Annotated in this window: 19 protein-coding genes and 1 pseudogene; 14 read left to right on the top strand and 6 right to left on the bottom strand. The window is 68.5% G+C overall.

Going from position 1 to position 22039, the window contains the following annotated elements; genetic code table 11:
• Positions 1–68: 68 nt before the first annotated feature.
• Entirely contained in the window at positions 69–863 is a 795-nt protein-coding gene (locus OHA68_RS24935) for an NAD-dependent epimerase/dehydratase family protein (RefSeq protein WP_327102396.1), read from the bottom strand.
• A gap of 134 nt (positions 864–997) precedes the next feature.
• Between OHA68_RS24935 and OHA68_RS24930 the strand changes: the two genes are divergently transcribed.
• From OHA68_RS24930 to OHA68_RS24910, 5 genes are all read left to right on the top strand, one after another.
• A complete protein-coding gene (locus tag OHA68_RS24930; RefSeq protein WP_327102395.1) occupies positions 998–2311 on the top strand; it encodes a sugar ABC transporter substrate-binding protein in 1314 nt (437 codons plus the stop codon).
• A complete protein-coding gene (locus tag OHA68_RS24925; RefSeq protein WP_327102394.1) occupies positions 2308–3234 on the top strand; it encodes a carbohydrate ABC transporter permease in 927 nt (308 codons plus the stop codon). The genes OHA68_RS24930 and OHA68_RS24925 overlap by 4 nt, the downstream gene beginning before the upstream one ends.
• Entirely contained in the window at positions 3231–4091 is an 861-nt protein-coding gene (locus tag OHA68_RS24920; RefSeq protein ID WP_225278212.1) for a carbohydrate ABC transporter permease, read from the top strand. The genes OHA68_RS24925 and OHA68_RS24920 overlap by 4 nt, the downstream gene beginning before the upstream one ends.
• A gap of 61 nt (positions 4092–4152) precedes the next feature.
• Positions 4153–4920 carry an IclR family transcriptional regulator gene (locus OHA68_RS24915; RefSeq protein WP_225278213.1) on the top strand — a complete coding sequence of 256 codons (768 nt, stop codon included), beginning with the start codon at positions 4153–4155 and terminating at the stop codon, positions 4918–4920.
• A 12-nt stretch (positions 4921–4932) separates the two neighbouring features.
• Complete coding sequence (locus tag OHA68_RS24910) at positions 4933–5841, top strand: 5-dehydro-4-deoxyglucarate dehydratase (RefSeq protein WP_189141633.1); 909 nt, start codon at positions 4933–4935, stop codon at positions 5839–5841.
• Positions 5842–5896: 55 nt separating this feature from the next.
• Here OHA68_RS24910 and OHA68_RS24905 read toward each other — a convergent pair whose 3' ends face one another.
• Positions 5897–7366 carry an aldehyde dehydrogenase (NADP(+)) gene (locus tag OHA68_RS24905; protein WP_189141632.1) on the bottom strand — a complete coding sequence of 490 codons (1470 nt, stop codon included), beginning with the start codon at positions 7364–7366 and terminating at the stop codon, positions 5897–5899.
• A gap of 104 nt (positions 7367–7470) precedes the next feature.
• Between OHA68_RS24905 and OHA68_RS24900 the strand changes: the two genes are divergently transcribed.
• The gene (locus tag OHA68_RS24900) at positions 7471–8727 is read left to right on the top strand and encodes a glucarate dehydratase family protein (protein WP_189141735.1); all 1257 of its coding nucleotides are present in this window, start codon (positions 7471–7473) and stop codon (positions 8725–8727) included.
• Entirely contained in the window at positions 8724–9851 is a 1128-nt protein-coding gene (locus OHA68_RS24895) for a hypothetical protein (protein WP_327102393.1), read from the top strand. Before OHA68_RS24900 ends, OHA68_RS24895 begins: the two co-directional genes overlap by 4 nt.
• On the opposite strand, the gene OHA68_RS24890 is transcribed toward OHA68_RS24895, so the two are convergent.
• Positions 9848–10342: a DUF402 domain-containing protein gene (locus OHA68_RS24890; RefSeq protein WP_327102392.1), complete on the bottom strand. Its 495-nt coding sequence runs from the start codon at positions 10340–10342 to the stop codon at positions 9848–9850. The two genes, OHA68_RS24895 and OHA68_RS24890, sit on opposite strands and share 4 nt — an antisense overlap.
• 188 nt (positions 10343–10530) lie before the next feature.
• On the opposite strand from OHA68_RS24890, the gene OHA68_RS24885 reads away from it, so the two are divergent.
• From OHA68_RS24885 to OHA68_RS24865, 5 genes are all read left to right on the top strand, one after another.
• Positions 10531–10680, top strand: coding sequence for a hypothetical protein (locus OHA68_RS24885; protein ID WP_189141629.1), 150 nt, complete (start codon positions 10531–10533; stop codon positions 10678–10680).
• Between the two features lie 268 nt (positions 10681–10948).
• Positions 10949–11902: an MvdC/MvdD family ATP grasp protein gene (locus tag OHA68_RS24880; protein ID WP_327102391.1), complete on the top strand. Its 954-nt coding sequence runs from the start codon at positions 10949–10951 to the stop codon at positions 11900–11902.
• Positions 11902–13347, top strand: coding sequence for a TIGR04500 family putative peptide maturation system protein (locus tag OHA68_RS24875; RefSeq protein ID WP_327102390.1), 1446 nt, complete (start codon positions 11902–11904; stop codon positions 13345–13347). Before OHA68_RS24880 ends, OHA68_RS24875 begins: the two co-directional genes overlap by 1 nt.
• Positions 13344–13532, top strand: coding sequence for a hypothetical protein (locus tag OHA68_RS24870; RefSeq protein WP_189141626.1), 189 nt, complete (start codon positions 13344–13346; stop codon positions 13530–13532). The genes OHA68_RS24875 and OHA68_RS24870 overlap by 4 nt, the downstream gene beginning before the upstream one ends.
• Positions 13529–15661 (top strand): peptidase domain-containing ABC transporter, encoded by a 2133-nt coding sequence (locus tag OHA68_RS24865; protein ID WP_327102389.1) that lies wholly within the window; start codon positions 13529–13531, stop codon positions 15659–15661. The genes OHA68_RS24870 and OHA68_RS24865 overlap by 4 nt, the downstream gene beginning before the upstream one ends.
• Before the next feature lie 340 nt (positions 15662–16001).
• Here OHA68_RS24865 and OHA68_RS24860 read toward each other — a convergent pair whose 3' ends face one another.
• Entirely contained in the window at positions 16002–16643 is a 642-nt protein-coding gene (locus OHA68_RS24860; RefSeq protein ID WP_327102388.1) for a response regulator transcription factor, read from the bottom strand.
• Positions 16640–18154 carry a sensor histidine kinase gene (locus tag OHA68_RS24855; protein ID WP_327102387.1) on the bottom strand — a complete coding sequence of 505 codons (1515 nt, stop codon included), beginning with the start codon at positions 18152–18154 and terminating at the stop codon, positions 16640–16642. Before OHA68_RS24855 ends, OHA68_RS24860 begins: the two co-directional genes overlap by 4 nt.
• A 75-nt stretch (positions 18155–18229) precedes the next feature.
• Here OHA68_RS24855 and OHA68_RS24850 point away from each other — a divergent pair.
• A pseudogene (locus tag OHA68_RS24850) lies at positions 18230–18487 on the top strand (ATP-binding cassette domain-containing protein); the annotation flags it as partial.
• A gap of 339 nt (positions 18488–18826) precedes the next feature.
• Positions 18827–20239 (top strand): RNA-guided endonuclease IscB, encoded by a 1413-nt coding sequence (gene iscB, locus OHA68_RS24845; RefSeq protein WP_327102386.1) that lies wholly within the window; start codon positions 18827–18829, stop codon positions 20237–20239.
• A gap of 89 nt (positions 20240–20328) precedes the next feature.
• Here the strand turns inward: iscB and OHA68_RS24840 are convergent, their stop codons facing one another.
• The gene (locus OHA68_RS24840; protein ID WP_327102385.1) at positions 20329–22014 is read right to left on the bottom strand and encodes a ribonuclease J; all 1686 of its coding nucleotides are present in this window, start codon (positions 22012–22014) and stop codon (positions 20329–20331) included.
• Positions 22015–22039 lie beyond the last annotated feature (25 nt).

Genomic DNA, 22039 nt, shown 5'->3' with positions numbered 1-22039 from the left:
TACAAGATCCGGGCAACGGAAAAGCCGCCCCGATCTGCGCGATCAGGGCGGCTACCGAGCAGGAACGCTCACCAGGAGCCGCCGAGCTCCTTCTGCGTGAAGATGCCGCCGACCCGGTCGTGCAGCGGGTCGGCCAGATCCGGCTCCCCGTGCTCAGCGATGAGCGCCGCGGCGCGGGACTCGGAGTCGTCCTGGGAGACGTACCCGATGGCTTCGGCCTCCCGCAGCGACCACCAGCGGCGCGCGTTGTCGGAGACCCCCCAGACGACGTGGAAGCCGGGCGCGGTCAGCGCGGCCTCCACCAGCCGGGTGAGGTCGGCCGGGGAGATCCAGGTGGCCAGGCCGCGGGTGTCGTACGGGCCGTCGTTGCAGGTGCCGAGCCTGATCACGGTCACGTTCATGCCGAACCTGTCGTGGTAGAGGCTGGCCAGCCCTTCCATGACGACCTTGCTCACCCCATAGAAGGTGTCGGGCCGGGGAAAGGCGTGGGCCGGCAGCTCCTCGCCGGCCGGCGGCCGGGTGTGGAAGCCGACCGCGTGATGGCTGCCCATGAGCACCAGGTGCTCGACCCCCGCCTTCCTGGCGGCCTCCAGCAGCACGTGCGTGCCGTCGATGTTGGCCTTGACGATGTCGTCCCACGGATGCTCGCGGCTCTGCCCGCCCAGATGGATCACGGCGTCGACGTCCTTCATCGCCGTCGCCATGGCGGCCTCGTCGGCGAGGTCCGCGACCACCTGCTCCTCGCCTGCCCCGAGCTCGACCCGCTGAAGGTCGGACAGGCGCAGGGTCCTGCCTTCGCGGGCGAGAAGGGGACGGAGCAGAGTGCCGACCTTCCCGGCGGCGCCGGTCATGAGTATGCGCATGGATCTGTTGTACACAAATCTGTATGAGATTCACATTCTTGAATATTGACCGTGATGTGTGCCACTCGTTAACGTTCCAGGAACAACTTCCACGTCCGCGACAGATGTCACATATGTGAACAGGAGGCGGTCTGATGTCACGTAGTGTGCTCGGGGTCGCTATTGCGACGGCCCTGACCGTAACGCTGACAGGCTGCGGCTTCGGGGGCTCAGAGTCTGCTACCGACGATGCACTGGAGATCTGGATCAGGCAGGCACCTGACTCCGACTCCCACAAGACAGCGCAGAAGCTGGCCGACGGCTTCACCAAGGCCAGCGGCATCAAGACCAAGGTAGTCGCTCTGCTCGACGACTTCGAGACGAAGCTGCAGCAGCAGGCCGCTCAGAAAGATCTGCCGGACATCGTCATCAACGACACCGCCCAGATCGGCAACATGCAGACGCAGGGCTGGCTGCGCGAGGTGGACAAGGCCTCGCTCGCCGGCAGCGACAAGGTGTCGGAGACCGCGTGGAAGGCGGCCACGGCGAGCGACGGCAAGACGTGGGGCGCGCCGTTCTCCTCCCAGGCCTTCGCCATCATCGCGCGCAAGGACTGGCGGGAGAAGCTCGGCCTGGAGGTGCCCAAGACCTGGGACGACCTCGCCGCGCTGGCCAAGGCCTTCACCGAGAAGGACCCCGACGGCAACGGCAAGGCCGACTCGGCCGGCCTGCTCATCCCGGCCAGCACCAAGCGTGGCTACGCCTCGTGGTACGCCTCCTCCCTCATCTACGCCAACGGCGGGGACTTCGTCACCTCCAGCGGCACCGGCACCTTCGGCGCCACCATGAACGACACCAAGACGGTCGAGGCCGTCCAGTGGCTCCAGGACCAGTTCTGCGACGCCAAGACGGTCAACCCCGGCGCGGTCAACAACGACACGGCCGTCACCCACGAGGTGTTTGAGAACAACCAGGGCGGTCTCTACCTGACCGGCCCGTACGTGCTCGCCCGGTTCGCCGGCAGCATCGGCACCGACAAGATCGAGGTCTTCCCGGTGCCCAAGGGCCCGTCGGGCGGCCCCGGCACCCTCGGTGAGGGCGAGAACGTCTACCTGATGGCCGGCTCCCAGAACGAGGACGGCCAGAAGAAGTTCGCCGAGTACGCCATCTCCGCCGAGGGCCAGCGGATCGGCATGAACAAGGACGCCAACGGCGCCATCGTCCGCCTCCCGGTCAACACCGAGGTCGACCTGGCCGCCGAGCGGCAGGACCCCCGCTGGCAGGTGTTCCAGGACGCCTACGCCAACGCGGTCTACGCGCCTCCCGTGCCGAACTGGGCGCCGATCCGCCAGAGCTCGGCCGACGCGCTCAACGCCGTCTGGGCCGACTGCGGCAAGGACGTCAAGACCGAGATGGAAGCCGCCAACACCAAGCTGACCCAGGAACTGCAGAACCAAAAGGCATCATGACCCCGACGCTCACGCGGGCGAAGTCCCGGTCGGCGGCCTCCCGCCAGCGCCCCAGAATGGCGCGCTGGCGGGGGCCGCTCGTGGCCTGGGCCTTTCTGGCGCCCGCTCTGGTGCTGTTCCTCTACTTCAAGTTCATCCCCATGATCACCGGTCTGGTGATGAGCTTCCAGGAGATCCGGTACATCGACACCACCTGGGTGGGTTTCGACAACTACGCCGCGATCCTCTCCGACGACGCCTTCCTGACGGCCATCTGGCACAGCGCGGTCCTGGCCATCGGCACGACCGTGGGGTCGCTGCTGCTCGGCTTCTGTTTCGCGCTGCTCATCGAGGGTCCGGCCAAGTACCTCTGGTTCATCAGGACCGCGGCCTTCCTGCCGGTCGTGACCACGATGGCGGCCGTGGCCGAGGTGTGGCGGATCATGTACTACCCCGGCGACACCGGCCTGCTCAACACCATCCTCGGCTGGGTCGCCCTCGGCCCGCAGCCCTTCCTGGCCAGCGAGGACACCTCGCTGCTGTCCATCATGGGGATGAGCATCTGGCGCGGCACGCCGTACGACATGATGGTCTTCCTGGCCGGGCTGGTCGGCATCGACCGCACCCTCTACGAGGCGTCCGCCGTTGACGGCGCCTCCGTCTGGCGCCGGTTGCGGCACATCACGCTGCCCGCGTTGCGCCCGGTGTTCTGGATCCTGTTCACCCTCGCCGCCATCCGCGGCCTGCGGGTCTTCGTCGAGGTGTACGTGCTCACCAACGGCGGGCCGAACGGCTCCTCCGAAGTGTTGATGACCTTGATCTACAAGCTCGGGTTCCAGTCGGGCGAGCTGGGGATCGCCTCGGCGGGCGGCATCGTGCTGTTCGCGGCCACCCTGGTGCTCACCGTGGGAGTGCAGCTGATGCGCAGGAGGCAGGCGGCGTGAAATTCGACAGCGCCCTAGGGCTTGAGATGCGGCGCGGGCCGCTGGCCGTCCTGTTCAAGATCGTGATCTATGCGGGCATGGTGCTGATCTTCGCCGGTCCCCTGTTCGGGCTGCTGGTCAGCGCCTTCAACAAGACGCTCGACCCGACCTCCTTCTCCTTCTGGCCGGACGAGTTCACGCTGGACAACTTCGTCCAGGCCGGCAACAGGAACGTCTACCTCTACCTGTTCAACTCGTTCGTGGTGGTCGGGTTCGGGCTGCTCCTGCAGGTGCTGGTGAGCGTGTTCGCCGCCTATTCACTGGCACGCAAGAAGTTCAAGGGCATGTCGCTCGTCATGCTGATCATGCTCGCCACCATGATGCTGCCCGAGGAGATCATCGCGATCCCGCTGTCCCTCGTCCTCGCCGACATGCCGCTGCTGAACGTCAACCTCATCGGCACCTACGCGGGCATGATCCTGCCGGTGGGCGCCTGGGGCTTCTCCATCCTGGTCATGACGGAGTTCATGAAGGAGGTGCCGGTCGAGCTGGAGGAGTCCGCGCGCCTCGACGGCGCGGGCGAGCTGCGGACGTTCTTCACGATCATCCTGCCGCTCTGCCGCCCCGCCCTCGGCGTGATCGGCGTCTTCGGCTTCACCATGATCTGGGACCAGTATCTGCTGCCCTTGATCGTGGCCCCCGAGTCGGACATGTGGACGCTGCCCATCGCGCTGCGCTCGCTGCGCGGGGACGAGGAGGTCGGGCTCGGCGTGCTGCTCGCGGCCACGCTGCTGGCGCTGCTGCCGTCGATCATCGCCTTCCTCGCCTTCCAGAAGCAGTTCATGCGCGGCCTCACCAGCGGTGCGGTTAAGGGCTGAGTGTCCATGTATCTGGACGGCATCCAATATGCTGACACATCTAATCCGCAGGGGAGATGGGATGAGCATGGAGCCGCAGCTGGTCAAGTCCGCCGAGCGGACGGTACGCATCCTGGAGACACTGGCCGCCTCCCGCGAGACCTTGACGCTCTCGGAGCTGCAGCAGCGCACCGGGTTTCCGCGCAGCAGCCTGCACGCGCTGATGCGCACCCTGGTGGAGCTGAACTGGGTGGAGACGGACGGCGCGAAGTCGACGTTCGGCATCGGGCCGCACGCGCTGCTGACCGGCACCGCCTATCTGGACAAGGATATGGCGCTGCCGTTCGCCCAGGAAGCGCTGGAGGACCTGCGGGAGGAGACCGGGCACACCGTCCACTTCGCTCGCCGGGACGAGGCGCACGTGCTGTATCTCGCCACGAGGGACTCGCGCGAAGCGCACCACATCATCCCCCGGGTGGGCAGACGTTTACCTGCCCATGTCACCGCCCTCGGCCAGGTGCTGCTGGCGCAGCTCACGGACGACGAGGTCGCGGCCCTGATCCCGAAGCCTCTGGCCCCGATCACCGATCACACGATCACCGACTTCGCCGAACTGACCGGCGAGCTCGACAAGATCAGGGCCAGAGGATGGGCCTACGAGCGCGAGCAGGGCACGCCGGGCGTGGTCTGCGTGGCGGTCGCGGTCGATTACCGGATCCCGGCCACCGACGCGATCAGCTGCTCCATGCCGGTGGGCCTGGCGCCCGCCGACGTGGAACGGGTGACCGATGCGGTGATCAGACATACCCACAAGCTGGGTGCCACTCTCCGCCGGGAGGGCATCCGCTAGAAGGAGGCGTTGATGCGGCTAGATGGTGTTCTCTTCTTTCCTGTTACTCCGTTCGGACCTGATGGCGAGGTGGCCGAGCAGCCACTGATCCAACATGTCGACCAGGGAGTGTCAGCCGGGGCGGGAGGAGTGTTCACCGCGTGCGGCACGGGCGAGTTCAACGCCCTCGACCTGGACGACTACACCCGGGTCGTGGCGGCTTCCGTCACCGCGACCGCCGGGCGCGTCCCGGTCTTCGCGGGGGCGGGGGGCTCGCTGCCCTTCGCCAAGTCGGTCGCGCGCGCCGCGGCCGCCCATGGGGCCGACGGCCTGCTCCTGATGCCCCCCTACCTGGTCACCGCCCCGCCTGAGGGGCTGATCCGGTATGTGCGCGAGGTGGCGGACGCGGCCGGTCTGCCGGTCATCGTCTACCACCGGGGCAACGCGCGGTTCACCCCCGACTCGACGGCGACGCTCGCGCGGATGCCGGACGTGATCGGGCTGAAGGACGGGCTGGGGGACTTCGACCTGCTGCAGCGCATCATCCTGACGGTGCGGCAGCAGGCTCCCGGCAGCGAGTTCACGTTCTTCAACGGACTGCCGACCGCGGAGCTGACCGTGGCGGCCTTCCGGGGGATGGGCGTGAGCCTCTACTCCAGCGCCGCGTTCGCGTTCGCGCCGGAGATCGCGCTGGCCTTCTACCGGGCGGTGACGAGCGGCGACGACGCGCTGGCCCAGCGGCTGCTGACCAGCTTCTACCTGCCGCTGGTCCAGCTCCGCGACCTGGTGCCCGGCTACGCCGTCTCGCTGGTCAAGGCGGGGCTCAGGCTGCGCGGCCAGGACGTCGGAGGGGTACGTCCGCCGCTGGTCGACGCGTCGGCCGAGCACGTGGCGGAGCTGGAGAAGATCATCGCGGCCGGGCTCGAGATCGTGGGAGCCTGACCGGATGGGGCCGTGCGGAGCGCGTCCGCACGGCCCGTGCCGGCCGGCGGGGCCGTCAGCGGGTCAAGGTGCCGTCGACCCGGCGCGGGACGTTCAGCGGGTTGTCGTCCTTGAGCTCGTCCGGCAGCAGCTGCTCCGGCCAGTCCTGATAGGCCCTGGGCGCGAGCCAGCGGTCGATGGCCGTGGCGCCGACCGAGGTGGTCGTGGACGTCGCGGCGGGCCAGGGTCCGCCGTGGTGCATGGCCCAGGTGACGGCCACGCCCGTGGGCCAGCCGTTCCAGATGAGCCGCCCGGCCCGGGCGCCGAGCGCCTCGGTGATCTCGGCGGCCTCGCCGGGGTCGGTGCCGTGCACGGTGGCGGTCAGCGATCCGTCGAGCCGCTCCAGCACGGGCCGCAGCTCGGCGAGCTCGCGGTAGGTCACCACGATCGACGCCGGGCCGAAGCACTCCTCACCGATGCCCGGCAGCTTGTCGGCGAAGGTCTTCACGTCCGTGGTGAACACCTTGGGCGTGACCGCCCACTCGCCCTCCCCCGGCTTGCCCTCGGCCAGCAGCCGCAGCTCACCGAGGCGGCCCACGCCGCCCAGATAGCCGTCCCTGATCCGCTCGGCCAGCATCGGGCCGCCCGTCGTCCCCTCGACGGCCTCGACCAGCGCCGTGCGGAGCTCGTCGTCCTCCGGCACGAACATCAGCCCGGGATTGGTGCAGAACTGCCCCACGCCCATCGTGAGCGAAGTGGCGAACCCGCTCGCCACCGCGGCCTTGGGCGCCGACGGCAGCACCACGACCGGGTTGACGCTGCCCAGCTCGCCGAAGAACGGGATCGGCACCTCCCGCTCGTCGATGAGACCCTGGATCGCCTTGCCGCCCGCGACGGACCCGGTGAACCCGGCCGCCACCACCCTCGGGTGCTGGACCAGGTCGGCCCCCGCCCGCATGCCCTGCACCAGCCCGAGCAGGTCGGGGTACGGCAGCGCGCGGCGGACGATCTGGGCCACCCGCGCGGAGGTGTGGGGATGGCCCGGATGCGCCTTGACCACCACCGGGCAGCCCGCGGCGAGCGCGGAGGCGGTGTCGCCACCGGCCACCGAGAAGGCGAACGGGAAGTTGCTCGCCGCGAACACCGCCACCACCCCGGCCAGCGGCTGCTTCATCCGGCGTACGTCCGGCCTGGGCGGGGCGCTGGCCGGATCGGCGTGGTCGACGATCGCCTCCAGGTAGCCCCCGTCCCTGATCACCTGGGCGAAGAGCCGGAACTGCCCGGCCGTCCTGGCCACCTCGCCGCGCAGCCGTACCTCGCCGAGCGCGGTCTCGCGGTCGGCGAGCCGCCACAGCTCGTCGGTCTCGGCGGCCAGCGCGTCCGCGACGGCTTCGAGCGCCTGTGCCCGCTCGGCGGCGGGGGTCGCGCGCCACGCCTCGCCCGCGGCCGCCGCGGCGGAGACGATCATGTCGACCCCGTCGCGATCCGTCTCGGGGAGGGCGTCGCCCACGGTCTCGCCGGTTCTGGGGTCGTATCCGTAGATCATCGAATGGCCCTTCGGAGTCTTGACACTGTCTCAGCTCGATTCTTACAGTTGCCGCATTCTGTCCACAAATCTGACCATTGTTCACATATATGAACGGCGATCACATGATCATTACGCAGATCAACGTCACGCCAGTCGCATTCAAGGACCCGCCTCTGCTCAACGCCGCAGGGGTCCACGAACCATGGGCCCTGCGCACGATCGTCGAGGTGATCACCGATGAGGGCCTGACCGGGCTCGGCGAGACCTACGGCGACCTGGGCCACCTGACCAAGGTACGGGAGTGCGCCGAGGTCCTGATCGGCCTCGACGTGCACGCCACGAACCAGATGTACGCCAGGATCGCCGCCACCGTCGGCGACGCGGTGAGCGACCTGCACGGCCTGACCGGCGCCGCCACCAAGGAGAAGAGCGTCGACCGGGTGTTCTCCCCGTTCGAGGTGGCCAGTCTGGACATCCGCGGCAAGGCGGCCGGCGTGCCCGTGGTCGACCTGCTCGGCGGCCGGGTCCGTGACGCCGTGCCGTACAGCGCCTATCTCTTCTACAAGTGGGCGGGCCACCCCGGCGCCGAGCCCGACAGGTTCGGCGCCGCGCTCGATCCCGAGGGTGTCGTCGAGCAGGCGTCGCTGTTCATCAAGGAGTACGGCTTCACCTCGATCAAGCTCAAGGGCGGCGTCTTCGAGCCCGACCAGGAGATCGCCGCCACCCAGGCGCTGCACGAGGCGTTTCCCGGGGTGCCGCTGCGCCTGGACCCGAACGCCGTCTGGAGCGTGGACACCTCCATCCGGGTCGGCCGCGAACTCGACGGCGTGCTGGAGTACCTCGAAGACCCCACCCCCGACATCGCCGGCATGGCCGCCGTCGCCGCCCAGGTCTCCATGCCCCTGGCGACCAACATGTGCGTCGTCACCCCCGAGCACCTGCCCCCCGCCATCGCCGCCCGCGCCATCGGCGTGCTGCTGCTCGACCACCACTACTGGGGCGGCCTGGTGCGCACCGCGCACGTCGCCTCCCTGTGCGAGACCTTCGGCCTGGAGCTGTCCATGCACTCCAACTCGCACCTCGGCATCAGCCTCGCCGCCATGACCCACCTGGCCGCCGCCACCCCCAACCTCACCAGCGCCTGCGACACCCACACCCCCTGGCAGAACGGCCAGGACGTGGTCGCGCCCGGCGCCCTCAGCTTCGTCGACGGCGCCGTCCCCGTGCCCGCCGGCCCCGGCCTCGGCGTCGAACTCGACCGCGACGCACTCGCCGTCATGCACGAGCAGTACCTCACGTGCGGCGTCACCGCCCGCGACGACACGACGTACCTGCGCCGTTTCGAGCCGGCCTTCACCGCTGAGCGGCCCCGCTGGTGAACCTCCTCTACGCCTACCCCTGGGACATCGTCGGCGACCCCGCCGCCCCCGAGCGCCTGGCCGCGCTCGGGGTGGACGCCGTCGCCCTGGCCGCCAGTTACCACTCCACCCGCGCGGCCACCCCGCTGCACCCCGCGCACCGCGTCCTCGACGTGCCGCACTCGGCGCTCTACCTGCCGGTGCGGGCCGAAGCCTGGGGCCGCCTGGTGCCCGCCGCGCCCACCTGGACCACGCCGGACGCCTATCTGCTCGCGAGCGACGCGCTGCGCGCGGCCGGGCTGAAGGTGTACGCGTGGACCGTGCTGACGCACAACGCCCACCTCGGGCAGGCACATCCGGATCTGGTGGTGCGCAACGCCTTCGGGGATCGCTACCCGTACGCGCTCTGTCCCGCCTGGGAGGACGTGGCCGACTACTGCGAGCGGCTGGTGCGCGAGGTGCTGACGGCCGGGGAGCCGGACGGGCTGATCCTCGAAGGATGCGGGCCGATGGGGTTCGGGCACCAGAGCGTGCACGAGAAGACCGCGGGCGCGGACTTCGACGCCGGCCTGATGTCACTCTGCTTCTGCGCACGCTGCGCGGACCTGTATCCAGCGGGCACCGGGGACCGGGTACGAGCGGCCATCGACAGCCCGGTCGCGCCCGGTGGCACCGGCTCCAGCGTCCTGGAGACCGCTCTCGGGCCGCTCGCCGACGAGGTGCGCGCCGTACGCGTCGAACTGTCGGCGGCCCTGCGCCGACGCCTGACCTCTACGGCCCGGCAGGTGGCGCCGAACCTGCCCATCGCCCTGCACGCCGACCCCGACCCCTGGGCCACCGGCCCGTTCGCCGCACTCCCCGAGGGCGAGCAGGCGGCCGACGTGCTGGTGGGCAACTGCTGGGGCGACCCGGACAAGGACGCCGCCCGGCTGTCCCGCCTCGGCGAGCTGTGCGGCCCAGGTCAGCGGGTCGGCGCGTACGTCCTGGCGCTGCCGCCCCGCCCCGCCGACGCCGAGGCCCTCGCCGAGCTCCTCAGCACGTACGTCAAGGCGGGCGCGTCGGAGATCCACCTCTACCACGCGGGCTTGGCGAGCCCACAGCGATGGGCGGCCATGAAAGACGCCCTCCGGATCGCCGGCCGCTAACCCTCCCCCATCCAGCGCAGGTGCGCACCACCGAACGGTTCTTCCCGCCGCTCCACCGCCGCGAGCAGCCACCGCGCTGTCTCCTCAGCCCGAACGATCATGTCCTGCGGGTAGCCGAGCAGCACCTGATGCTCGGCGAACTCGTCCTCGTCATCCAGATACAGCCGCCCGTCCCGCATCCTGATCACGTCGAGATCCAGATCGAACATGGTCATCTCACCGTCACGCCACTCGGGCACGGTCGTGACGTCGACGTAGATCTCACACGTGTGCGGCAGCGAGTGGAAGGTCGCCGTCCACCAGGCATCGCGCGGGAACAGCATGAGGCAGTCAGTCTGCCAGGTGACCGGCGGCCCCTCCCCCTTGCGCGCGACGGTCCCGCTCGGCACCGCCACCCACACGCCGTGCTCGTCCTCCCCCAGCAACTTGCCCAGATGGTTCCAGTGCAGCGCTCCGCCGTACTTGCGGTAAACAATCTTCACATCTCCCACGAACGGAACTTACCCGTACGTCCCGCGCCCGTCACCCCGCCCGGCGGAGGCCGCACGCATCCGCGTCCGCTGGAGGGAGGATCTGAGATCACCCGGCTGACGGACGCCCGGCGGGGGGCCGCTCGCCTAACTTTCCTCATGCAACGGAGCACACCAGGTGTTCCGTACGGGAAGAAGGGCTCATCCACATGAGCAAGACGCGTACCACGCTGGACGACATCGCGGCTCTCGGCCCGGAGCTCGATGAGGGGCAGCTTCTTCAGGTGAGCGGCGGCGCCAAGAGCCAGGTCATCACGATCCACGGCAACCACAGCCACACCTCGGGCGACAGCAACTAGCCCCCTCGGGGGCGCGACCCAACTCGCGCCCCCACCATCGCCCCCGCCTTCGGGCCCACCATCGCCCCCACCATCGCCCCCGCCTTCGGGCCCACCATCGCCCCCGCCTTCGGGCCCTCACCTTCGGGCCCTCACCTTCGGGCCCTCACCTTCGGGCCCTCACCTTCGGGCCCTCACCTTCGGGCCCTCACCTTCGGGGCTCCGCCGTCGCCTTGGCGCCCCCCACCTTGCACCCCTCGCCTTCGCGCCCTCGTCCGGAGCCACGCTGATGATCCTCGTCCTGACCTCTGACGGAGATGAGCACGCCGACCGGGTCGTGAAATCAGTCACGGCCGCCGGTGCGGACGTCATCGTCTTCGATCCCGCCTCCTTTCCCACCGATGCCACCCTTGAGATCGGCCATTCCGGTGACGGTTCGACCGGCCGGGTGCTCGACCACGGTGGCCGCCGCATCGCCCTCGACGAGCTGACCGCGCTCTGGTACCGCCGGCCGCGTGATCCGGTGGCCCATCCGCAGGTCGCCGGACGCGACTACGTGCAGGAGGAGTGCCGCCTCATGGCCGAAGGGCTCTGGGACAGCCTCGACTGCCTCACGATCCCCGCCGCGCGTCCGGTCATCGACCGCGCGGCAAGCAAGCCGTACCAGCTGGAACTGGCCCGGCAGCTGGGCTTCGAGCTCCCCGCGACGCTGATCACGAACGACCCCGAGAGCTTTCTCGACTTCTACGACCGGCACGAAGGCCGTGTGATCACCAAGCCCGTACACGGCAACCGACCTGAGCCGGATTTCGGCCGGTTCGCGGCCCCCGTAACCGCCACGGACATCACGTACGCGGGCACCCTGCGCCTCTGCCCGATCATCATCCAGGCGTACGTGCCCAAGCGCGTCGAGCTACGGGTGACCGTGGTCGGGAGCGCGATCTTCGCCGCCGAGATCCACTCCCAGGTGAGCAACCACACAAGGTACGACTGGCGGCACTACGACCCCGGCGCGACGCCCATCCGGCCGCACGAACTGCCCGCAGAAATCTCCCGACGCTGCCTCGAACTGGTCGAACGCCTCGGGCTCACCTACGGCGCGATCGACCTGATCCTCACGCCGGACGACCGCCACGTCTTCCTGGAGATCAACCCGAACGGCCAGTTCCTCTGGATCGAGGACGCGGCCGCGCTGCCCATCAGCGCGGCCATCGGCGAGCTGCTCATGAGCGGAGTCAAGTGATGGCGGACGGGCGCATGCTCGCCGAGGCGGTCGACCTGCTCAGCGCCGGTACGGCCGAGCGAGACCTGGCCACGTTCCGGGCGGAGCACCCGTCCGTCCGGGTGCGGCTGGTCAGGCAGCGCGAGGAGTACGACGGGTCGCTCCACCACGCCCTGCTCATCAAGAACGGCGACGGCGCCACGATCTCCCTGTCGTGGTGTCAGGACCAGGCGCTGCCTTGGCCACTGCGCGGCGTGCACCGGGCCGCAGAGCATCTGCTGCTCCGGGTGAACGGGGTCGAGACACCGGTGGCCAGGGCCATCGCCTGCCTGGACTTCATATGGGACGAGTCCCGCCCCGCCGACCGCCTCATCAACGACAGCTTGGTACGCGAGGTGCTGGAAGAGGAGTCGGAACCGCTGACCGACGCCGAGCTACAGACGGCGATGGACGCGTTCCGCCGAGCACGCGGCCTGCTGACCGCAGACGCGGTCCAGGCGTGGCTGAATCGCCACCACATCTCCCATTCCGAACTGGAGGAACTGGTCACCGTCGAAGCCTCCGTAGCCCGTCTCCGCTCGCGAGTGGCCTCAGGAAAGCTCGAGCCCTGGCTGGCCGAGCACGGCCACGAACTCGACCTCGCTCGCGTCGCGCGAGTCGAGTTCACCACCGAGGCCGGCCCACGAGCACTCGACGCCGACGGTTTCCTCGCCGCTGCGGAACAGGCCTTCGCCGAAGGCACGGCCCGACCGGGCGAGGTATTCGCCACCCTGCGCCGAGGCGAACTGGACAGAGAAACGGCCGACCAGGTATTCGGAGCAGCACCGGGAACAGTCGTCGGCCCCTTCCCCACAGAACACGGCCACCTCCTGATCAAGGTACTAGCCGTGGAACCAGCCATTCCCACTCCCCCCACCCCAGAGCCCACCGCTCCCAACACCCTCCCTCCCGACACCTCCACTTCAGACACCACCGCGCGCAACACCGCCATTCCCGACACCACTGTGCGCACCACCTCTCCCCACACCACCGCGCGCGGTACCACTCCCCACGCCACCGCGCGCACCAGCGCTCCTCACACCACCCCTCTCAACACCTCCGCTTCCGACACCACCGCTACTTCGGGCACCACCGTGCACAACACCGCTACCTCGGGCACCACCGCGCACAACACCGCTACCTCGGGCACCACCGCGCACAACACCGCTACCTCGGGCACCACCGCGCACGACGCCGCTGCTTCCCACGCCCCGGCTATCGACGCCACCGTGCGCGACCTTGTCGAGCGGCAGATCTTCGCCGACTGGATCGAGCGGCGCAGGAGCACGGCCAAGATCGAGTGGTTCTGGGGCACCGCCGACCGGACCGGTGGCCACGGCTCTTCCGGCGCCGCGAATTCGACCGGCATGGCCGAGCGGACCGACACAGCTGAGCGAATCGGCATGGCTGAGCGGACCGGCACGTGAGCCAGCTTCCGTACCGGGAGAAGGCGGTCCACCACCACACGACCTCCCGAAGGCACATCGAGCAGCCGTACCGAATCTCCAGGAAACTCCTGATCGGCCTGTGGACCTACGTGGGACTGCTCGCGCTGTCCATGGCGGGCGTGATCCTGATCGGCATCCTGCCTGCCCTCGGGGCGGGCCGATGAGGCGCAAGCGGATACCGGTCATCAGGCAGAGCACGATGACCGACTGCGGCGCGGCCTGCCTGGCGATGGTCCTCGGGCACCACGGACGACGTGCGACCGTACGCGAGGTCAGCGAGCACGTCCAGGTGTCGCGGGACGGACTGAACGCGTCCGCGATCGCGGCGGCCGCCAAGTCGTACGGCCTGCGTGCCAGGGCGTTCTCGCTCGCCCCCGGCCAACTCGGCGCGGTGCCCGGCCCCTTCATCGTGCACTGGGAGTTCAACCACTTCCTCGTCGTCGAACGCTGGCGGCCGGACGTCGTCGAGGTCGTCGATCCCGCCTCCGGTCGGCGCAGGCTCACGGCGGAGGAATTCGACCTCGGGTTCACGGGCGTCGTCCTGGCTTTCGAGCCGGGCCCCGATTTCAGCGTCGAAGGCCCGAAGCGCCGCCCGTGGCGCCGGGAACTGGTCACCGCTCTCCTGATGCGCCACCGCCTCCTGCTGTTCCAGGCGGTGCTCGCCTCCCTCCTGCTGCAAGCGCTCTCCCTCGTCCTGCCGCTGCTGGCCGGGCTCGTCGTCGACGAGATCCTTCCCAGCGAGAACCGCTACCTGCTGCACATCCTGCTCGTGGGCCTCGGCTTCGTGGTGCTCACCCAGGCGATCCTCACCTTCCTTCGTACGGCCGTGCTGCTCATGCTGCGGGCACGGGCGGACACCGAATTCACGGCCGGTGTGGTCGGACACCTGTTCACGCTCCCCTACCGGTACTTCACTCTCAGAGGCACAAGCGACCTGGTCATGAGCACGCAGAGCGCGGCCAGCCTGCGCGCCATGCTGTCCGGCCAGGTGCTCTCCACCCTGCTCGACGGCCCCCTCGCGGTGGTCCTCGTGACCCTGGTCCTGCTGGGCGATCCTCTGCTCGGCGGCTGCCTGGCGGCCGTGGCGGCCATCCAGGTCGCGTTGCTCCTGGCAACCCGCAGGCGGGTCACAGACCTCACCGGACGCGGCCTGACCGCCGCCGCCACGACCCAGAGCAGACTCATCGAGTCCATCGGCGGCATCGAGACGATCAAGGCATCCAACGCCGAGTGGCGTGCCGTCGAGCGGTGGTCCGGGATGTTCACCGCCCAGATGAACACCGACATGCGCCTGGGCCTGACCCGAGGCGTCCTGGACTCGGCCCTTTCGGGCACCAGGATCCTCGGTCCCGCACTGCTGCTCCTCGTTGGCGCGGCCCAGGTGCTCAACGGTGAGCTGAGCCTGGGCACGATGCTCGCGCTCAACGCGCTGGCCGTGTCCACACTCACCCCGCTGACCTCCCTCCTGACCAGCCTGCAAGAGCTCCAGGAAGCCGGGGCGCACTTCGAAAGGCTGGCCGACATCGTCGAGGCAGAGCCAGAGCGGAAAGGCGGCAAGAAGCCACACCTGCGCGGGGAGGTCGTGCTGCGAAACGTCGGATTCCGCTTCGACCCGCGCTCCCCATGGACGCTCAGGAACATGTCCTTCGCGGTGGGCCCCGGCCAGAAGGTGGCCCTGGTGGGGAGTTCCGGGTCGGGCAAGAGCACACTGGGACGGATCCTGCTCGGCCTGTACCAGCCGGTCGAGGGCGAGATCTGGTACGACGGAACACCCGCCTGGGACGTCGACGTACGCTGGCTGCGCAGCCGCTTCGGCGTGGTCACCCAGGATCCGCACCTGTTCACCGGAACCATCAGGGACAACATCGGCCTGACCGTCCCCGACGCCTCGCTGGAGCAGGTCGTGGCGGCGGCCGGCCTCGCCTGCGTCCACGACGACATCATGGCCATGCCGATGGGATACGAGACGATACTCACCGAAGGCAGCGGCCTGTCCGGCGGCCAGCGGCAGCGGATCGCGCTCGCCCGCGCACTGCTCCCCCAGCCCCGCCTCCTACTGCTCGACGAGGCGACAAGCCACCTGGACACTGCCACCGAGGCAGCGATCGAGCAGAACCTAGCAAGGCAGCCCCAGACCCGCGTCGTGATCGCCCACCGCCTGAGCACCGTACGCGACGCCGACCAGATCCTCGTCATCGAGACGGGCCGCATCGTCGAACACGGCACCCACGACAGCCTGATGCGCCACGGCGGCCGATACGCCGCCCTGACCGAGCGCCAATCCATCCGCTGACCAACCAGCCCACCACAGTAACCAGCCAACCCATCCACAGAACCCTTCCGGCAGTCACGCGTCCCTCCCTCACGCCCAGAGCCCCCGCACGAGCCGCATCCACTGCCCAGACGAGGTGTCTGACCCCACGCGAACCGAGTCGTACGCCTTGCATGTGCGGGTGGGCCTCGCTTGGCAGGCGGGCCTTCCTTAACAGGCGGGTCTTCCTTGTCGGGCGGGCCTTCCTAGCTGGTGGCCTTCCTTGCCGGGTGGCCTTCCTTGCCGGGCGGCCTTCCTTGCCGGGCGGCCTTCCTTGTGCGGGTGGCCTTGCTTGTGTGGGTGGATGGTCCTTGCCCTGTCGTCAACATGCCGCAGAAACCAACCCGCTCTCGTAGGCCGCGATGACAAGCTGCGCCCGATCGCGAGCGTCGAGCTTGTTGAGCAGATGACTGATGTGCGTCTTCACTGTGGCCAGAGTCACCTGAAGGTGCTGAACGATCTCGGCGTTGGACAGACCTCTGGCTATCAACGTGAGAACCTCCCGCTCCCGCTCCGTCACGCCGTCCAACCCCTGAACACGAGGTGAGGCCGGCGTGCGCGCGAACTCCTCGATCAGCCGACGCGTCACAGCCGGGGCCAGCAACGCATCCCCAGCCGCCACCACCCGAATGGCGGCGATCAAATCAGCTGGCGGAGTGTCCTTGAGCAGGAATCCACTGGCCCCCGCGCGCAACGCGTCGTAGACATACGCATCAAGATCGAACATCGTCACGATCAGAACCCGTGTGGTGTGCCCGATGCGCCTCGTCGCCTCTATACCGTCCATCTCCGGCATGCGCACGTCCATCAGCACGACATCGGGACGGGTTTCCCGCGTGACCGCCACAGCCTCCGCCCCCGTAGCGGCCTCACCGACGACCTCCAGATCAGGCTCTGAGTCCACCAGCACCTTGAAGCTACCTCTGAGCAACGCCTGGTCATCGGCGACGAGCACCCGGATCACGAAGCCCTCCCATAGGGCAGCTCGGCCGACACCCGAAACCCGCGCTGGGGAAGCCCTCCTGCTTCGAAGACTCCGCCGTACATCATGACCCGCTCTCGCATCCCGATCAGCCCATGCCCCAGCCCTTCGCCTGGCACAGTCCGGTGCCCCGGCCCGTCGTCTCTGATCTCAATCCGAACAGACCGTCCATCGTCGACCACCGACACCCAGCAACGAGCTGGTGCCGCATGCTTCACGACATTTGTCAGCGCCTCTTGCACAATCCGGTAGACGGACAGCTCCACACCTTCAGGCAGCCTTCTCGCTCCACCTGCTCCCCCACGCTCCGTCCGGGGCCGGACACCGCCCGCGCTGCCCTCAGCCCTAAGGCCCACCTCAACATCATCAACCGGACTCGGTTCTGAAGGGGACCTCCCCTGCGCTGACTTCCGCAGGTTACGACGGCCCGTTTGGCTCGCCTCCAGCACATCACTAGGGCCGGTCCCACCGAACTCCCGCACATCACCGGGGCCGGTCACGCCAGACTCCTGCACATCACCACGACCATTCCGGCCAGACTCCCTCACGTCACCACGACCGGTCCCGCCACACTCCCTCACATCACCGTCTGTGGTGCCCGTCTCGCCGTTGCGGTCCTGACGATCGTCGTCGCCGCTCCTGACGCGAACATCGAGGTCGACTCCCACCCCAGCCAACCGGGCCTGTTCCACCAAAGCACCTAATCCGCTGATTCCCGGCGCCGGATCGAGTGTCGGCGTGTCAACAGAGCGGAGAACCCCGAGCAGGTGACGCATTTCAACCAGCGCACTTCGACTGGCCGTCTCGATCACGCGCAGCGCCTCATATGCCTCTTCTGGCCGGGTGGGCAGGACATGGTTGGCAACGCCGGCCTTGACCGCGATCAGCCCCACATTGTGGGTCACGACATCGTGGAGCTCACGCGCAATGCGCAACCGCTCCTCGCTCACGGCCTGGGCCGCCATCCGCTCGGCGTCATGGGCCGCATAAATCCTCCTTTCGCGCACTGCCCGCCCGACCGTCCAGGCACCGCCCAGCGCCGCGACACCGATGAGCATCTTGTCGACGCCCAACAACCACTCCGGAGCGGCCGCCTTGGGCGCGCCTCCGGCCACCACCAAGCCAAGCCCTGTGACCGCCGTGACCACTCCAATGGCGGAACTGGGCAACCAAGTGCTGCGACTCTGGGCCACCGCCACCAAATAGAGGGCGTACGCCGGCGATAGGTAGGCGAAACTCACCGCACCGAGCCAGACGGCCACGATGGCGACCACCAACGTGAACAGGAAAACCGGCAGAGGGAGCACCCGTCGCATGGCCAGCGGCAGCCCTAGGCCCAGAGGGACGGCGAGCCGGACCCATGGTGGCAGCTCCCCCGCGTTGACAGCCGCCGTCAAGAAGACGAGCGAGAGGCCCAAGCCGGCCGCCATGTCCAACATGATCAGCTGGGCACGTGGCAGCCGTCTGGCGAAGAGGGGTTGCGAGGCGTTCACGCGACGAAGGTAGCCGGTGAACCGAGGCTCGCACGTCAACCCGGGGTCTGAGATTGAGGTTCGGACCGTGGTCCGATGTGGGGAGGGCCCGCCGTGCCGCAACCTAACGGCGTGATCGATCTCCAACACCTGACGAAACGCTACGGCCGCACGCTCGCGGTCGATGACCTCTCCTTCACCGTGCGGCCGGGCCACGTGACCGGATTCCTCGGCCCCAATGGCGCGGGCAAGTCCACCACCATGCGACTGGTCCTCGGCCTCGACGCGCCATCGTCCGGCGCGGCGCTGGTCAACGGCAAGCGCTACGCCTCATTGCACAGGCCCATGCGTCAACGACCTCGGCCTGAAGGCCGAGGCTTGAGGCGTCGTCAGATGCCTTGAGCCCGTATTGACCAGCCCCAGCCATCACGAACAGGAGGTGCATCCTCGATGGCTACGTTCAACGCAAGACAGAAGACCCACCGTGCCGTGCTTCCTCAGCGGCACGCTCTGGAATCCGTGGGAGCAGACAACCCGGGTCGGGACGAAACGGCTCACGGACACGGCGAATTCGCCGTGCCTGGCGCTGGACATGGGCGAGGGGAGATCGCGCAGACTGGCACCCGGCCTGCGCGGCGTCACCCCGAGGATGCTCAGGCATCCGAGGGAGCGAACCGTGAGGTTCATCCGGTCGTGTTCGTCCTGGACAAGCACGGCCGCCCGCTCGATCCGTGCCATCCGGCCCGCGCTCGCTGCCTGCTGGCCTCCGGGCGGGCCGTGGTGGTCCGGCACACTCCGTTCGTCATCCGGCTGCGCGACCGCGTGGCCGCCGACTCCACCGTGCAGGGCGTCGAGGCCGGTATCGATCCCGGCTCCAAGCACACCGGCATCGCAATCTTCCGCGCTGAAGGCGGAGCCCGCACTGGCCTGTTCAGCATCCAGCTCAACCATCGGGGCGGCAAGATCCGCGACAAGCTGGCCGCTCGCGCCGCCTACCGGCGGGGCCGTAGGTCACGGAACCTGCGCTATCGCGCGCCCCGCTTCTCCAACCGGGCCAAGCCGGAGGGCTGGCTCGCGCCTTCTCTGCGGCACCGCGTCGACACGACCATGTCGTGGGTCGACCGTCTCTCCCGATGGACCCCGGTTCGTGCCGTCCACGTGGAGCGGGTCGCGTTCGACACCCACGCCATGTCCGCCGGGAAACCCTTGGAGGGCGTGGAATACCAGCAGGGCACCCTGCACGGCTACGAGGTGCGCGAGTATCTCTTGGCCAAGAGGGGGCGCAAGTGCGCCTACTGCGGCACGTCCGGCGTCCCGCTGAACATCGACCACATCCACCCGCGCTCCCGGGGCGGCTCCGACCGGATCAGCAATCTGGCCTTGTCCTGCGTTCCCTGCAACCAGACCAAGAACGCCATCCCGGTGGAGGTTTTCCTGGCCGACCGGCCGAGAACCCTGGCCAAGGTGCTCGCTCAGGCTGAGGCCCCGCTCCGGGACGCAGCCGCCGTCAACGCGACTCGCTGGGCGCTGTGGCGGGCGCTGGCCTCCACCGGGCTGCCGGTGCACACAGCGTCGGGCGGCCGGACCAAGTGGAACCGGTCCCGCACCGGCGCTCCCAAGTCCCACACGCTGGACGCGCTGCACGCCGGCGAGCTGGAGCGAGTGACCGGCTGGCCGTCCACGGTCCTGATCGTCAAGGCGACCGGTCGTGGCACCTACTGCCGGACCCGCCCTGACCGTTACGGGTTGCCGAGGCTGCGACTGCCCCGGACCAAGCAGGTCAAGGGGTTCGCCACGGGGGACCTCGTCCAGGCGAACGTCCCGGGCGGCAAGAAGGCCGGGGTCCACACCGGACGCGTCGCAGTCCGCACTACCGGAAGCTTCAACATCACCGCCCGGCACGGCACCGTGCAGGGCATTCACCACCGTCACGTCCGTCTCCTCCAGAGGGCAGACGGCTACGCCTACAACACACAAGGAGAAGCTGATGTCACCGCACGCTCGGGCAACTGGAGTGACCTGCTGGGATCAGTGATGATCGGCGCTCTCCCGCATGAGATCACCAGCGATACGACCACGAACACGGTGTACGGCTCACTTCTGTGATCTTGTGGGAGGCCTGTTCGCCTCTCGCACAACCGAAAGGCCGTTCACGGGTACGGCAGGCACACATGCATGCCGTACCCACGACGAAATCAGACCTCGACCACCACAGGGATGATCATCGGACGGCGGCGATAAGTGTCGCTCACCCAGCGTCCGACGGTGCGGCGGACCACGCGGCGGATCTCCTGCATATCCACCACTCCATCAGCCGCCTTGTCCTGCAGAGCCTTCTCGATCTGCGGGATGAACTGCTCGAACTGTGCCGGATCGATGCCGGAGCCACGCGCGTGGATCTCCGGCCCCGCGGTGATCTTGCCCGTGGTGGAGTCCACGGCGATGACCACGGAGATGAACCCCTCATCACCGAGGATCCTGCGATCCTTCAGCGACACGTCTGTGATCTCACCGACCGACGAGCCGTCCACGTACACGTACCCGGCATGGACCGCACCGACGACCTTGGCACGGCCGTCGACAAGGTCGACCACGACACCGTCCTCGGCGATCACGATGTGATCGTCCGGAACTCCGGTGAGTGCGGCCAGCTTGGCGTGGGCCCTCAGGTGACGCCACTCGCCGTGTACCGGCATGAAGTTGGACGGCCGGGTGAGGTTCAGCACGTAGAGCAGCTCGCCTGCGGCCGCGTGCCCGGAGACATGCACCTTGGCGTTGCCCTTGTGCACGACACGGGCACCCCAGCGGGTAAGCCCGTTGATCACCCTGTTGACCGCGGTCTCGTTCCCCGGCACCAGGGACGAGGCGAGCAGGACCGTGTCCCCCGCGGCGATACGGATGGGATGGTCGCGATTGGCCATCCTCGACAGTGCCGCCATCGGCTCACCTTGAGAGCCGGTGCAGACCAGCATCACGTCCTCTGGCGGCCACTCCTCGATGTCGCGGGAGTCGACGATGACGCCCTGCGGCACCTTCAGGTAGCCGAGGTCGCGAGCGACCCCCATGTTTCGCACCATCGACCTGCCGACGAGCGCGACCTTGCGGCCATGCTTGGCAGCCGCGTCGATGACCTGCTGGATACGGTGCACGTGCGAAGCGAAGCTCGCGACGATGACCCGCTGTTCAGAGGTACGGATGACCTCGTCGATGACCGGACCGATCTCACGCTCGCTGGTGACGAACCCCGGCACCTCGGCGTTGGTCGAGTCGGACATGAGCAGGTCGACGCCTTCGGTACCGAGCCTGGCGAAGCCGCCCAGGTCAGTAAGTCGACCGTCACTCGGCAACTGGTCCATCCGGAAGTCGCCGGTGTGCAGCACAATGCCGGCGGGCGTCCTGATGGCCACGGCCAAGGCGTCCGGAATCGAGTGGTTGACCGCCAGAAACTCACAGTCGAACGGCCCGAAGGTGTGACGTTCACCCTCGACCACCTGGAGCTTGGTCGGCTGGATCCTGTGCTCGGTGAGCTTGGCCTCGATCAAGGCAAGCGTCAGCCGGGATCCGATCAGCGGGATGTCACGCCGCTCTCGCAGGAGATACGGCACAGCCCCGATGTGGTCCTCGTGCGCGTGCGTCAGAACTACCGCCTCGACCTGGTCGAGGCGGTCTCTGATGTATTCGAAGTCGGGCAGGATCAGGTCGACACCCGGCTGATCAGGCTCGGGGAACAGCACCCCGCAGTCAACGATCAGCAGACGGCCGTCGTACTCGAAAACGGCCATGTTCCGGCCGATCTCACCCAGCCCGCCCAGTGCGACGATGCGCAGCCCTCCGTCGGGCAGCGGCGGTGGGGGGCCAAGATCAGGATGCGGATGGCTCATGGCCGGCCCCCAATGTCAAATCGTG

It is taken from the genome of Nonomuraea glycinis (assembly GCF_035920485.1).
Classification (GTDB): domain Bacteria; phylum Actinomycetota; class Actinomycetes; order Streptosporangiales; family Streptosporangiaceae; genus Nonomuraea; species Nonomuraea glycinis.
This window is presented reverse-complemented; position numbering and strand designations above follow the sequence as displayed.